We start from the raw sequence: 14,337 nt of genomic DNA, 5'->3' as shown, positions 1-14,337 counted from the left end.
GATGATGACAAGCCGCGCCATGGGCCTGTCCCTTCATGTAACAGGCATGGTAACATCGGCAGTTGTTATTAGGAATCATTTTCATTTGATTATGCAGACAAGTCCCGCCCGCGGACGCCGCGCCACCCTGCTGCTGGCCTGCCTGGCGCTGCTGGCCGTCGTATCCGTGCTGAGCCTGGCCCTGGGCGCCAAGCCGATTCCGCTCGCCACCGTCTGGAACAGCTTGCTGGGCCGCGCCGCCGGGCCGGACAGCGTGGTCGTATTGCAGGGGCGGCTACCGCGCACGCTGCTGGGCCTGCTGGCCGGCGCGGCGCTGGGCTTGTCCGGCGCGCTGATCCAGGCGCTGACCCGCAATCCGCTGGCCGATCCCGGCATCCTCGGCGTCAACGCCGGCGCCAGCTTCGCGATGGTGCTGGGCGTCGCCTTCCTCGCCGTGGACAGCCAGGGCGGCTACATGGCCTGCGCGGCGGCAGGCGCGCTGTGCGCGACGCTGCTGGTCTACGCCGTGGGCGCGCGCGGCCGCCGCGCCGATCCGCTGCGCATCGTGCTGGCCGGCGTAGCGGTCGGCGCGGTGCTGATGGGCCTGTCCGCCGCCATCACCCTGCTCGACCCCATCGCCTTCAACCGGCTGCGCTACTGGAGCGCCGGCACCCTGGACGTGCGCGACATGGCCGCCGTCGGCCTGGCCGCGCCCGCCATCCTGGCCGGCGGCGTGCTGGCGCTGCTGCTGGCCCGCCCGCTGAACGCGATGGGTCTGGGCAACGATCTAGCGCTCAGCCTGGGCGGCCGGCCGCTGCTGATCCAGGGCGGTACCGTGGCCGCCGTCACCCTGCTGTCCGGCGCCAGCACCGCCGTCGCCGGGCCGATAGGCTTCGTCGGCCTGATGATTCCCCACGTCGCGCGCCGGCTGGGCGGCGCCGACCTGCGCTGGAGCCTGCCCTTCACCGTCCTGCTCGCCCCCATCTTGCTGCTGGCCTCGGACATCGCCGGCCGCTTGCTGACGCCGGGCGAGCTGCGCGTGTCCATCGTCACCGCCTTCATCGGCGCGCCGGCGCTGATCTGGCTGGCGCGCAGCCACGGCGGCGCGGGAGGTAAACCATGAAAACAGCGCACCTGCGGCTGGGCCATCCAGACGGCCGCTTCAACCTTCGCCTCCGGCCTAGCCGGCTATGGCCGGCGCTGCTGCTGATGGCGGCCTGCGCCGCGCTGGCGCTGATCAGCCTGCGCGCAGGCGCCTTGCATCTGAGCGTCGAGCAAGTGTGGGCGGCGCTGCAAGGCCAGGGCAGCCGGCTGAACGTGGCCGTGGTGCAGCAATGGCGGCTGCCGCGGGTGGCGATGGCGCTGATCATCGGCGCGGCGCTGGGCATGAGCGGAGCCATTTTCCAATCGCTGCTGCGCAACCCCTTGGGCAGCCCGGATGTGGTGGGTTTCAACACCGGCGCTTACACCGGCGCGCTGCTGGTGATCACCACCATAGGCGGCAGCCATTTCCAGATCGCCGGCGGCGCGCTGGCCGGCGGCCTCGCCTCCGCCGCGCTGGTTTATCTGCTAGCCTGGCGGCGCGGCGCGCACGGCCTCCGGCTGATCATCGTCGGCATCGCCGTCAGCGCGATGCTGAGCGCGCTCAACAGCTGGCTGCTGATCAACGCCAGCCTGGAGTCGGCGATGAGCGCCGCCATCTGGGGCGCCGGTACGCTGAACGGCATGACCTGGAGCAAGGGCTTGCCGTCGGCGCTGCTCTGCCTGCTGGCGATGCTGGCGGCGCTGACGCTGAAGCCACGGATGCAGCTGCTGGAAATGGGCGACGACAGCGCCAATGCGCTGGGCGTGCCGGCCGAGCGCACCCGGCTGTGGCTGATGGGCCTGGGCGTGGCGCTGATCGCCTCCGCCACCGCGGCCGCCGGCCCCATCGCCTTCATCGCGCTGGCCGCGCCGCAGATCGCCCAGCGCCTGCAGCGCGCGCGCGCCACCAGCCCGATGACCGCCGCCTGGACCGGCGCGCTGCTGCTGCTGGCGGCCGACTACGCCGCCCAGCATCTGTTCTACCCGCGCCAGCTGCCGGTTGGCGTCGTCACCATCTGCATCGGCGGCCTTTACTTGCTATGGCTGCTGCTGCGCCAAACCGGAGGCGCGAAATCGTGACCACCCTGTCCTTCAAGCTCAACCCCGCCGCGGCACTCGACGCCACCCTGCCCGCGTCCGGCCGGCCGCGGCTGTCCGGCGACGGCCTGCGCCTGGGTTACCGCCAACGGACGATCTGCGAGCGGCTGAACCTGCGGATACCCGATGGCTCCTTCACCGTCGTCATCGGCCCCAACGGCTGCGGCAAGTCGACGCTGCTGCGCAGCCTCAGCCGCCTGTTGAAGCCGCTGGATGGCCAGGTGCGGCTGGACGGCCGCGACATCCACAGCCAGCCGGCCAAGGCGGTGGCCCGCCAGCTGGGCCTGTTGCCGCAAAGCGCCGTCGCGCCGGACAGCATCACCGTGGCCGACCTGGTGGCTCGCGGCCGTTATCCGCACCAGGGCCTGCTGCGGCAATGGAGCCGCGACGACGAAACCGCCGTCCAGCAGGCGCTGGAAGCCACCGGCACCGCCGAGCTGGCCGGCCGGCTGGTCGACGAGTTGTCCGGCGGACAGCGCCAGCGCGTCTGGGTGGCGATGGCGCTGGCCCAGCAGACGCCGCTGCTGCTGCTGGACGAACCCACCACCTACCTGGACATCGCCCACCAGATCGAGCTGCTGGAGTTGTTCCGCACGCTCAACCGCGACGGCGGCCGCACATTGGTGGCGGTGCTGCACGACATCAACCACGCCTGCCGCTACGCCACCCACTTGATCGCAATGAAGGACGGCCGCATCGTCGCCGAAGGCGCGCCGTCGCGCATCGTCAGCGCCGAATTGATCGAGCAGGTGTTCGGCCTGCCCTGCCTGATCATCGAAGACCCGGTCAGCCATACGCCGATGGTGATTCCGCGCTGAGAGCCACAATAGGGTGACGGGCCGGTTCCATACGATTCAGCTCGGCTCGTCATTCAGCTCTTGCTCAGCGCCAGCGACGCGGTTTCCGTCACCGCGAACTCAGGCGTGGAATGATCCTTGAATCCTTTCAGCGCCTGAATCACCGCCTTCTCATGCTCGTTGATTGTCGGCTTGTCCATGCCTTCTATGTCGACGATAAAAAACAATTGACAAACATCCTCAAACAATCGATCCAGCTTGTCAGACTCGCAAAAATTCTTGATATGGCCATTTTGCCCGACATTCAGTCCGGTCAGCCCACAAGCAATGCAGCTATTGCTCAGCTTATTCAGGATGGCTCCCGGATAGCAATGCAGGCCGATGTATACATCCGGGCGAATAGCATTGATGTCTTTATCTTCAATGCTATTCGCCCCCTTCCCATTCAGCAATTGCACCGCGCCCCCGCCAATAATCTGAAAACCGTGGCCGATCACGATCAGGCAGGTACGCTCATTGCGCGCCTTCATCAGTGCTTCCATCAGTCCGGCGATGCTGTCATAGAAGAACGCGACATCCACGACCGACGTCCTCATGGCCTCGCTCATGATATTGAGATATTCGGAGTGCTGCTGGCTTATGGAGCCGGGGATATAAAACGCCACCCCCACGCCTCTTGAGTCCTCTTCGCTGAAACGAAGGTATTTTTTCACCAGCTCAAGCCCATACCCGTAAAACTCCAGGGACTGGTCCAAAACCGAGACCCCAGAGCTGTTCGCCACCCCCTCTCCCACTACGATCAAGATTTTCATCTGAGTCTCCTTCGCTTGCGGTTCAAGATGCGGGACGCGGCCGGTTCTCACCAAGCCAATCACCACCCGACTCACAAGATCAGGGACGTCTGGAACAGATGTCTGTGACTCCGACCGTTCAAACATGGCCTAGCCGTTTATGCAAGGTCTTTTCCTAACCGGCATTCCACAGAAAACAGCAGTGACCCGGCAAAGACCTTGAGCAAACATCCCATTGCAAAAAAAATGCCGCGCCTGATTACCAAGCGCGGCATTTCCGCGTCCTCAATGCGCCTTGCCTATCCAGCACGAGGCAAAACGCACCATCACCCCAGGCTGTCCACCTCCTTCAACATGCCGTCCAGCAACGGCCCGAGCGTCTCCAGCGACTGCGGCGACACGATGTCCTCGTGCGCGCAATCGAGCTCGTGCACGGTCAGGCCGGCCAGATGCGGCCGCCAGGTCTCGCGCACGTCCATGCCTTCCGGCAGGGTGCGGCGGGCGACGAACAGCGTGGCCTCGCCGTCGTAGCGTGGCGTGCGCGCCTGCGACAACAGCCGCACCGCGTCCTGATAGTTGGCGACGATGTGGCCGAACATCTCGGTCTTCTCGCGCAGCATGAAGGCGTCGGCGGCATCCTCGGTGGCGGACATGAACTGCTCCTGCTCGCGGGCCACTTCGGCTTTGGCCTCTTCCTCGGTCGGGCCGTTCCAGTCCTGGCCCTCCGGCGGATAAGTGTCGAGCAGGCCCAGGAAGGCCACCTCCTCGCCCTGCTGCCGCAGCCTGGCCGCCATGGCCTGCGCCACCGTGCCGCCCAGCGAATAGCCGATCAGGTGATACGGGCCTTGCGGCTGGATGCGGCGCAGATTGGCCAGATGGCGTTCGCACGCCTCGTCCATGTCGACGCTGCGGGCGATGGCGCCGTCCGGGCGCGGCGACTGCAGGCCCACCAGCGCGAGGCCGGGGCGCAGATGGCGCGACAGGCCGCTGTACTGCCAAGCGAAGCCGGAGGCCGGGTGGATGCAGAACAGCGGCCGCCCCTTGCCGGCGCGCAGCGGCAGCACCTCGCCGAAGCCGGCCAGCGCCGGGTCGGATGCCAGGCCGGCGTCAGACAGCACCGCCGCCAGCTTGGCCACTGTCGGCGAGCTCATGATCTGGCCGACCGAGACCGGCAGCTTCAGCTCGCGGCGCAGCGCGGCCGCCAGCCGCATCGCCAGCAGCGAGTGGCCGCCCAGCGCGAAGAAATCGTCATCGGCGAACACAGCGTCGCACTCCAGAACCTCGGCGAACAGCGCGGCGATGCGGCTCTCCAGGCCCGGCCGCGGCTCGCGGCCTTCTGTCGACGCCGCAGCCGACGGCTCCGGCAGCGCCTTGCGGTCCAGCTTGCCGTTGGCGCTGAGCGGAAAGTCCGCCAGCCGCATCACCGCCACCGGCACCATGTGCGCCGGCAGCGCCTTGGCCAATGCCGCCCGCAACGCGTCGGCCTCGGGCGGATGGTCCGGATCGGACGCGATCACATAGCCGACCAGCTGGCGGTTGTCGGCGCCGGCGGCATGCGCCGCCTGGCCGCCCAGCGCGCAGGCGTGGACCACGGCGCGGGCCACGCCCGGCTGCGAGAGCAGCGCCGCCTCGATCTCGCCCAGCTCGATGCGCTGACCGCGTATCTTCAGCTGGTCGTCGCTGCGGCCCAGATACTCGACGGTGCCGTCCGGCAGCCAGCGCGCGATGTCGCCGGTGCGGTACATCCGTTCGCCATCGGCGTACGGGTCGGCGACGAAGCGGGCCGCGGTCAGGTCCGGCCTGCCCAGATAGCCATGGGCCAGCTGCACGCCGCACAGATACAGTTCGCCCGGCGCGCCGACCGGCACCGGCCGCAGCGCGGCGTCCAGTATCCGCAGCGCGGTGTTCCACACCGGCAGGCCGATGGGCACGCTGGCCGACTCCGGCGCCGGCTTGGCCACCGGCTGGTAACTGACGTCCACCGCCGCTTCGGTCGGGCCGTACAGATTGTGCAGCGGCGCGTCTATCAGGCCGGCATAGCCGTCGGCCAGCTCGCGCGACAGCGCCTCCCCGCTGCAGAACACCCGACGCAAGCCAGCCGCTTGGGCCGAGCGCGCCGCGGCGTCGCCCTGCATGTGGGCCAGCAGCGCCGCCAGCATAGACGGAACAAAGTGCAAGGTGGTGACGCCGCGCCCGGCGATCAGCTCCAGCAGCGCTTCCGGGTCGCGGTGCGCGTCCGGCGGCGCCATGAACAGCCGCGCGCCGACGATCAACGGCCAGAAAAACTCCCACACCGACACGTCAAAGCTGCAAGGCGTCTTCTGCAACACCACGTCGTCCGCGCCCAGGCCGTACTCGTGCTGCATCCACAGCAGGCGGTTGACGATGGCGCGGTGCGAAACCAGCACGCCCTTGGGCCGGCCGGTGGAGCCGGAGGTGTACAGCAGATAGGCGGCGTGATCCGGCGTCAGCGCCGGCGCGTCGAAGGCCTGCGGCTCGGCCGCCAGCGCGTCCTGCAGCAGCAGTTCCCCCACCCCTGCGAAGCGCGGCGCCAGTTCGGCGCAAGTGATGATCAGCGCCGGCTTGGCGTCGGCCACCATATAGGCCAGCCTCTCGTCCGGGTAGCCGGTGTCCAGCGGCAGATAGGCGGCGCCGGCCTCCTGCGCCGCCATCAGCGCCAGGCTCAGGTGCACCGAGCGCGGCAAGGCCACCGCGACGATGTCGCCCGGCTTGACGCCGGCATCCTTCAGCCTGCCGGCCAAATGGCCGACCTGAGCGCGGGTTTCGGCGTAGCCGAGCGCATGCGTCTCGTCCAGCAGCGCCGGCGCGTCGGGTGTCCTGGCGGCCTGCTCGGCCAGCAAGTCCGGCAGCGTGGCTTCCGGTATCGCAGCTGCGGTGGCGTTGACCTTGTCGATCAGCTCGCGCTCGGCGCCGGTCAACGGGTCGAAGGCCGACCACGGCAGCTCGGGCCGGTAGGCCAGATGCGCCAGCAGCGCCAGCATCCGCTCGGCCAGCTGCTGCGGCTCTTTCACCAGATTGCGGTACTCGATCAGCAGGCGCAGCCGGTCACCCGGCAGCGCCAGCACCGTCAGCGGATAGTGGGTATGGCCGCGGTTGCGCAGCGAGGCGATGCGCGCGCAGTGGTAGTCGCGCGACTGCATGTCCTGATCCGGGTAGTTCTCGACCACCAGCAGCGTGTCGAACAGCGTGGTCGCGCCGGCCAGGCGCTGGATTTCGGCAAGGCCCAGCCCGTCATGCTCCAGCAGACGGATCTGCCGCGCCTGCAAGTCGGCCAGCTGTTCCCACAGCGGCGCGTCCGGCCGCAGCGCCACCCGCACCGGAATGGTGTTGCTGAACAGGCCGATATGCTCGTCCACGCCGTCCACCGGGCTGAAACGGCCCGACACCGGCGAGCCGAACACCACGTCGTTGCGGCCGGTCAGCACCGACAGCAGCGCGCCCCACATGCCCTGCATCGCGGTGTTCAGGGTGAGGCCGCGTTCGCGGCAGCGCTCGGTCAGCGCGTCTTCCAGCGCTTGCGGCAGCACCAGCTCGAATTCCCGCACTTCCGGCGCGGCCGTCTGCTGGCCGAACAGCAGCGTAGGCTTGACGCCGTCCAGCGTCTGCAGCCACAGCTGCCGTGCCGGCGTCAGGTCGCGCGCGGCCAGCGCGCGGACCACGCTGGGGTAGTCGACGCGGATCGAAGGCAGCGTGTCCGGCCCGTCGCCGTAGGCGGCCAGCAGGTCGCGCAGCATGATGGGCGTGGACCAACCATCGACAACCAGATGGTGCGCGGTCAGGAACAGCGTGGACAGTTGGCCGTGGCGCGCCAGCGTGGCCTGCAGCAGCGGGCCATCGCCGGGGCCGCCGACCGTAAAGTCGCGGTCCAGCTCCTCACGCTCCAGCGCCTGCAGCGCCTCGGCCTCGTCGGCCGAGGCGGCCAGCTCCAGCTCGCGCCACGGCCATTCCGGCAGCGCAAGCGGCAGCAGTTGCAACGGTTCGGCCTGAGCTTCGCTGTCGAAACCGGCGGCCAACTGCGGATGGCGGCGCAATACCGCCGCCAGCGCCGCGCGCAGCCTGTCGCTGCCCAGCGGGCCTGCGAAAGTGACGCGGGTGATGGAGTTGTACTTGCCGGCCGCCTCGCCCAGCTGGGCGTGGAACAGCAGGCCCTGCTGCAGCGGCAACACCGGCAGCGCCGCGGCCAGGCTGCCATGGCGGGCGCAGAGCGCCGCCAGCTCCGCGTCGGACAGCGGCGCGCCGCCGGCGCCCAGCGTCTCAGCGGCCACCAAGGTATCGGCCGCGGCCAGCGGATCACGCTCCGCCAACTGGGCCAGCGCGGCGATCGCGCTGTCCATCCTTTGCCCCAGGCGCTCGATGGCGTCGGCGCCATACAGCGCGTCGGCCCAGGTCCAGTTGACCGCCACCCGCGGCGCGGCGCCGGACTCGTCGACGAAGACATTGGCCTCCAGCCCGTATTGCAGCGGCAAAGCCGGATCGATGTCGACGGCGAAGGCGTCGGCGAAGCGGCCGCCGGCGGCCAGCGGCATCCATTCGCCGTCGCTGGCCTGGAAGCGGCCCAGGTAGTTGAACAGCAGCGCCGGGCGGTTCTGCGCCTCCAGCGCGCCCAGCGCCGGGCCGTGCTCGTCGTCCAGATAACGCAGCACGCCGTAGCCCAGGCCATGGTCCGGGATCGCCCGCATCACGCGCTTGACCGCGCGCAGCGCCGCCAGAGCCGCCGCGTCGCCGGCCGTCTGGACTGACAGGTCGAACAGCGCCGGGTATTCGGCGGTCAGCCAACCCACCGTACGACCAAGATCGATGCCGTCGTCGCCGGCATGGCGGCCGTGCGACTCCAGGCCCACGCGCAAGCGCGGCGCGTCGAATTCGCCGCGGCAAGCCAGCAGCAGCGCCGCCAGCAGGATTTCCTCCACCGTCGCGCGGCAGGCGTTCGGCAGCTTTTGCAGCAGCGCCGCGCTGGCCGCCTCGCCCAGCAGCGCGCGGCGGTGGCGGGCCGCGTCGTGGCGGTCGCGGGCCGGGTCCAGCGCCTTGGCGCTCAATGCGTCGGCTTTTCCGGCCAGCATGCCGCGCCACATCGCCAGCTCGCCGCGGCGCGCCGGAACCTGGGCCGCCAGCGTTTTCGCCCATTCGCGCAGGCCGAAGTCCTCGCGCGGCAGTTGGACCGCCTCTCCGGCCATCGCCGCCTCGCAGGCGGCCTGCAGCTCGGGCAGCAACGCGCGCCAAGACACGCCGTCGACCGCCAGGTGGTGAACGGCCAGCAACAGATGCTTGCCGTCGGCCCCGTCCCGCAGCGCGGCCTGCAGCATCAGGCCGTTTTCCGGGTCCAGCCGCGCGCAGGCGGTTTCGAATAGCTGATCCGGCGTCGCCTCCGGCGCGGCCTCGATCAGTACCCGCGCGTCCAATGCCGTTGGAGCGGCATCCAGATGCAGTTGGCCATCGGCGGCGCGGCTGCGCAAGGCCGGGTGGGCGCGCTGCAAGGCCAACAGGCCGGCGGCCAGGTGTTCGGTGCCCAGCGCTGCCGGCGCTTTCAGCCACACGCCCTGGACGAAGCGGCTGGCCATGCCGTATTGCTCGGCGAACCAGCTGACGATGGGCAGCTTGCCCAGCGGGCCGGCCTTGTCGTCGGCCGCCGGATTGGCGGCGCTCAAGGGCTGCAGCGCCGCGGCCATGCCGGCCGGCGTCCGTTTGGCGAACACGTCGCGCGGGCGCAGCAGGAAGCCGGCGCGACGCAGCTCGGTGCCCAGGCTCATCGCCGAGATGCTGTCGCCGCCCAGCTGGAAGAAGTCGTCGTCGGGGCTGGCCTGCTCCAGGTTCAGCACCCGGGCCACCGCCGCGCACAGCAGGCGCTCGGCGTCGTTGGCCGGCTCCCGTCCTGCGGCGGCGTTCTGCGGCCGGATCGCCGGCAGCGCCTTGCGGTCTATCTTGCCGTTGATGTTGACCGGCCATTCCGGCAGCACCGCCAGCGCCGACGGCACCATGTAGTCCGGCAGCGTCTCGGCCACTTGCGCCAGCAAGGCGGCGGACAGGCCGGCCTCCTCGTGGCGGCCGGCGTCGGCCATCGTGCAATAGGCGATCAGCCGGTGGCTGCCGCCCACCGCCTCGGCCAGCACCACGGCGGCGTTGACGCCGGGGAGGCTGGCCAGCGCGTGCTCGACCTCCCCCATCTCGATGCGGAAGCCGCGCACCTTGATCTGGTGGTCGACGCGGCCGATGAAGTCCATCTGGCCGTGGGCGTTCCAACGCACCAGATCGCCGGTGCGGTACATCAACTCGCCGTCGCCGAAGGGGCTGGCGACAAAGCGGGCCGCGGTCAAGGACGGGCGGTTCAGATAGCCGAGGCCCAGCCCGGCGCCGGCCAGGTACAGCTCGCCGGCCACGCCTATCGCCACCGGACGCAGCGCGGCGTCCAGCACCAGCGCGCGGGTATTGGCCACCGGCCGGCCCACCACCGGCTCCTCCGCGACCGAGCCCGGTGCGCCCAGCGCCGAGATCGTGTATTCGGTCGGGCCATAGAAATTATGGAAATGCAGCTGCGAGTAGCCGCGCATTTCCTTCCACAGCGCCGGCGGCACCGCTTCGCCGCCGACCATCACCATGCCGGGCTGCCAATGGCCGTCGTCCATCAGGCCGCAGTCCAGCATCTGCCGCAGCAGCGACGGCGGCACGTCCATCTCGTCTATGCGCTCGCGGCGCACCAGCTCCACCAGCTGCTGCGCGTCGCGGCGCAGTTCTTCGTCGCACAGATGCACTTCTTGGCCCATGAAGAGCCAGAACAGCTGCTCCAGCGCGCCGTCGAAGGACAGCGAGGCGGTCTGCATCGTACGCACGCGGCGACCGCGGGAACGGACGAAGTCGCCGAACAAGCCGGTCTGCTGACTCAGCAGCAAGTTGAGGAAGCTGGCATGGGCGATCATCACGCCCTTCGGTTTGCCGGTGGAGCCGGAGGTGTAGATCATATAGGCCAGCCGGTCGCCGTTCAGCGGACGCAGCCGTTCCCCGTCGTCCAGCGGCTGGGCGGCGCGGGCGGCCAAGCGCGCGCGGACCGCCTCGTCGTCCAGGCACAACGCCGGCAGGCTTGGCAGCCGGCCGCGGACGTCGGAGCGGGTCAGCAGCAGCGCCGGCGCGGCGTCCTCGCACATCATCGCCAGCCGCTCGGGCGGGTAGTCCAGGTCCAGCGGCAGGAAGGCGGCGCCGGCCGCCAAGGTGCCCAGTATCGCCACCACGGTGTCGACGCTGCGCGGCACGGCGACGCCGACCACACTGCCGTCGCCGATGCCGCGCGCCAGCAGCTCGCGCGCCAGCTGCGCGACGCGGGCCGACAGCTGGCCATAGCTCAGCCGCTCGTCGCCGCACGCCAGCGCGGTCTCATTTTGGTATTGCAAGGCGCTGACCAGGAATACGTCCAGCGCGGTGCGCACGCCGGCCGGCGCGGCTACCCGCGGCCCACGCGACCACTCGTCAAGCGCGGCCTTCTCCGCGGCGCTGTGCAAGGGCGCGTCGCCTACGGCCGCGCCGCTGGCCAGGGCGGCGATGAAGCCGCGCAGCCGCCACGCATGCCACTCCAGCTCCGCCGCGCCGTAGCGCGCCGGATTGGCGCTCAGCTCCACCACCAGGCTCTCGCCCTGCTGCCAAAGGCCGAATTCGATATCGTCTATCGGCCCCACCGCCAGCGGCAGCGTGACGCCCGCCACCTCGCCCAGCCGCAGCGACTGATCGTAGATCTTCAGGTTCAGCGTCGCGCCGTATAGCGCGCGGCGGGAGCCCACCATGCCACTGTCGCGCTGGATCTGCTCGGCATCGTAGCGCTCATGGCGGCGCACCTGTTTCAATTCGTCGGCCAGCCGCCGCGCGAGCGTAGCCAGATCGTCGCCATTGTCGATATCCAGCGCCACCGGCAGCACGTTGACCACCGGGCCCACGGCCCGCAGCGCGGCCGAACCCATGCGCCGCATGAAGGGCATGCCCATCGCCACCCTGCTCTTGCCGCTCATCCTGGCCAGGTAGGCGAAAACGGCCGCCATGGCCTGCGGCGCCGCCGTTCCTCCGGCGATTTCAAACCGTCGGCGCAGCACGTCGACATTGGCCGCGCCGTCTCCGGCCAGCGCGTCGCGCGCGGACAAGGTGGACGGCGCAGGTAGCGCGGCGGCGTAGTCGCGCCAGAACGCGCGGTCTTCCTCGCAGCGCGGGCTGGCCAGATAGCTGTCGCGCTCGGCCGCGACATCGACGAAAGAAACAAATGGCGACGGCGACGGCGCTTCGCCGCGGCCCAGCGCCTGGTAGAGGTCGGCGATGCGGCGGGTCAGCGCGGCGAAGCTGTAGCCGTCGACGCAGACATGGTGGTAGCGCTGATACCAGAACCAGCGCTCGCCCGCGCCGCCGGCCAGCTTGAACAGGCGGTGCAGATGCAACGGCCGCTCGCCGTCGGCCGCCAGCTCGGCAGCCAGGTCGGCTCGCATCCATTCGCGGGCCAAGCTTTCCGGATCGGCCTCGGCGCTCAGGTCATGGATTTCGGGAAGGGGCAGATCCTTGGCGCTCAGCCCTTGCCGCAGACGCTGCGCCGGGCCTTCCGGCGTTTCCAGATACTGGGCGACGACAGTGTCGGCCTCGGCCAGGCCCAAACGGATGGACTGCCGCAACCGCTCGGCGTCTATCGCGCCGTCCAGCGCTACGCAGTGGGCGACGGTGTAGGTGTTCTTTTGTTCGGCGATCTGGTCCGCTAGCCAGATGCCCAGTTGCGAGCCGAACAGCGGCAGCTCGCGCTCTACGGCGGAGGGTTTGGTTTCAATGGTCAACACGATGCTTCCCCGGATGCGGGTAATCGGAACGGCCGGCGCGCAGCCGGCCGCGCCCAGGCCTGCGGCATGGGCGGGACGATGCGAAGATGAGGAAACGGCGGCCTTAACCGCTGCGCAGCGATCGCGGACGGATGTCGGTCCAGTTGGCGTCGAGATAGGAAACGCACGCGCCGCGGCCGGCCGGGCCGAATACGGCGCGCCAGCCCGCGGGCGACGCGAGTTGCGACGGCCACAGGCTGTGCTGGTCCTGGGGATTTACCAGGACAAGAAAGGAAAGGCTTTCGTCATCGAAAGGGTTGGTTTGCTCCGCGCTCATGGCGAACACTCCAGCAAGGCGAGCCGGCCTGCAGGCGGGCTTGGCCCGCCTTTGGACGATTCTGGTTTGTTTTACGGGGCGACCCAGGGCCGCCACAGACAGCCCAGCCCCTGCAACAAACCGCCGCGCCAGCACAGCCAGTCGTGCCCGCCTTCGAACACTTGGTAATGCACGTCATGCCCGGCGCGCTCCAGCGCCGCGCGGTGGCTATCGTTGACGTCCACCATCACCTCCTCGCGGCGGCCCACCTCCTGGAACACGCGCAGCCGTCCGGGCGGCGTCTCGCCAGCTTCCAGCTGCTCGGCCAGCCAGCCCTTGCTGCCCGGCAGGCGGCCGCTCGCCGCGCGCGCCTTTTCATGCAGCTCGACATGCGGCCACCAGAACGAACCGGACTGGCTGAGCACGCAGCCGAAACGGTCCGGCCAGTTGAGGCCGGCGAACATCGCCGCCAGGCCGCCATAACTCTGGCCGGCCACCACGGTGCGGTCTGCGCGGTCGCTGAACGGCGCGATCAAGGCCGCCTGCGGCAGCAGCTCCGCTTGCAGCGCCAGCCAGAATGCGGCGTTGCAGGGCAGGTCTTCCTCGCGGTGCTTGCCGTCGATGCTGTCGATCAGCAAATACACCGCGGGCGGCAAACGGCCGCGGCGGGTATCCTCGTCCAGCGCGGCGAACACCGGCAGGCGCTGCGCCCAATGCTGGCCGTCCAGCAGGATCGCCAGCGGCCTCCCGGCCCATTCTCCAACAGAAACCGCGCCTGTGTGGTAGATCCAGACCCGGCGCGCCTTGCCGAGCATGGCGCTGTCCCAGCGGATCTCCGTCAGGCGGTGCGGATCGGCCCCCTGCCCGGTTTTGTCCCAGGCGGTCCAGGCGGACTGGTCCGGCGCGTCGGGCAGATGCAGCGGCGACAAGCTGGCGCCCCAGCTGCTGCGGTAGCCGGCGGCGGGGTTGAGCGGATCCGCGATGGCCTGGCTCATGATGCTTAGCCACCATTCGCGGTGGCGCAGCCGGCTTTCACGGACATCGTCGCTGGGAACCGGCGGCGTCTGTCCGGCCGCTACCGGGATATAGGCATAGCTGCCGCGCCAATCCGCCGGCAACACCGCCTGCCACCACCAGACATCGGTATCGCCCAGGCGGGACAGCGACTGCGGCTGCGGGCTATGGTGGTCGGTGACGGAATTGACATCGGCGTACACCCGCACCGTCGCCGACGCGGCCGGGCCGCCGGCCGGATCGCGCCACAGGAAAGTCACGCAGACGCGCCCGTCCGGCAACCGCTCGCGCAGCGGCGCGCCGATGACAGCCAGACGTTCCCACCAGGATGGCAGGCCCGCGTCCGGGTGTTGCAGCCAGGCCGCACTCTCGGCAGCCATTTGATTCCATTTCACATTTCCACCCATGATTTCAATCCACTCCGGCAGTCGGATCGCGCATTTCTCCCGGCGCGCCATTACCGTTTG

General features: G+C 69.5%; 7 protein-coding genes. 3 read left to right on the top strand and 4 right to left on the bottom strand.

Going from position 1 to position 14,337, the window contains the following annotated elements; translation table 11 throughout:
* Positions 1–91: 91 nt before the first annotated feature.
* Genes fepD through MY55_RS16245 form a run of 3 tightly spaced genes read left to right on the top strand, consistent with a single transcriptional unit; the run spans position 92 to position 2,978 of the window.
* Positions 92–1,102 (top strand): Fe(3+)-siderophore ABC transporter permease, encoded by a 1,011-nt coding sequence (gene fepD / locus MY55_RS16255; RefSeq protein WP_047243983.1) that lies wholly within the window; start codon positions 92–94, stop codon positions 1,100–1,102.
* Positions 1,099–2,142, top strand: a complete 1,044-nt coding sequence (gene fepG, locus MY55_RS16250) for an iron-enterobactin ABC transporter permease (RefSeq protein ID WP_043573694.1) — start codon at positions 1,099–1,101, stop codon at positions 2,140–2,142. The genes fepD and fepG overlap by 4 nt, the downstream gene beginning before the upstream one ends.
* Positions 2,139–2,978 carry an ABC transporter ATP-binding protein gene (locus MY55_RS16245; RefSeq protein WP_230623342.1) on the top strand — a complete coding sequence of 280 codons (840 nt, stop codon included), beginning with the start codon at positions 2,139–2,141 and terminating at the stop codon, positions 2,976–2,978. Before fepG ends, MY55_RS16245 begins: the two co-directional genes overlap by 4 nt.
* A gap of 53 nt (positions 2,979–3,031) precedes the next feature.
* Here the strand turns inward: MY55_RS16245 and MY55_RS16240 are convergent, their stop codons facing one another.
* From MY55_RS16240 to fes, 4 genes are all read right to left on the bottom strand, one after another.
* Positions 3,032–3,769, bottom strand: coding sequence for a hypothetical protein (locus MY55_RS16240; RefSeq protein WP_157889351.1), 738 nt, complete (start codon positions 3,767–3,769; stop codon positions 3,032–3,034).
* A gap of 305 nt (positions 3,770–4,074) precedes the next feature.
* Positions 4,075–12,561, bottom strand: a complete 8,487-nt coding sequence (locus MY55_RS16235) for an amino acid adenylation domain-containing protein (RefSeq protein ID WP_244270694.1) — start codon at positions 12,559–12,561, stop codon at positions 4,075–4,077.
* Positions 12,562–12,664: 103 nt separating this feature from the next.
* Entirely contained in the window at positions 12,665–12,877 is a 213-nt protein-coding gene (locus tag MY55_RS16230) for an MbtH family protein (protein ID WP_043573692.1), read from the bottom strand.
* A gap of 71 nt (positions 12,878–12,948) precedes the next feature.
* On the bottom strand, positions 12,949–14,250 hold the full coding sequence (gene fes / locus MY55_RS16225) for an enterochelin esterase (protein WP_065202711.1): 1,302 nt from the start codon (positions 14,248–14,250) through the stop codon (positions 12,949–12,951).
* Between the last annotated feature and the right edge of the window lie 87 nt (positions 14,251–14,337).

Source organism: Chromobacterium subtsugae (assembly GCF_001676875.1).
GTDB classification, from domain to species: domain Bacteria; phylum Pseudomonadota; class Gammaproteobacteria; order Burkholderiales; family Chromobacteriaceae; genus Chromobacterium; species Chromobacterium subtsugae.
This window is presented reverse-complemented; position numbering and strand designations above follow the sequence as displayed.

What these genes read in the sequence shown, in the direction of transcription:
- fepD (WP_047243983.1), top strand. Translation starts at nt 92, where the DNA reads ATGCAGACAAGTCCCGCCCGCGGACGCCGCGCCACCCTGCTGCTGGCC.
- fepG (WP_043573694.1), top strand. Translation starts at nt 1,099, where the DNA reads ATGAAAACAGCGCACCTGCGGCTGGGCCATCCAGACGGCCGCTTCAAC.
- MY55_RS16240 (WP_157889351.1), bottom strand. Translation starts at nt 3,769, where the DNA reads ATGAAAATCTTGATCGTAGTGGGAGAGGGGGTGGCGAACAGCTCTGGG.
- MY55_RS16230 (WP_043573692.1), bottom strand. Translation starts at nt 12,877, where the DNA reads ATGAGCGCGGAGCAAACCAACCCTTTCGATGACGAAAGCCTTTCCTTT.
- fes (WP_065202711.1), bottom strand. Translation starts at nt 14,250, where the DNA reads ATGGCTGCCGAGAGTGCGGCCTGGCTGCAACACCCGGACGCGGGCCTG.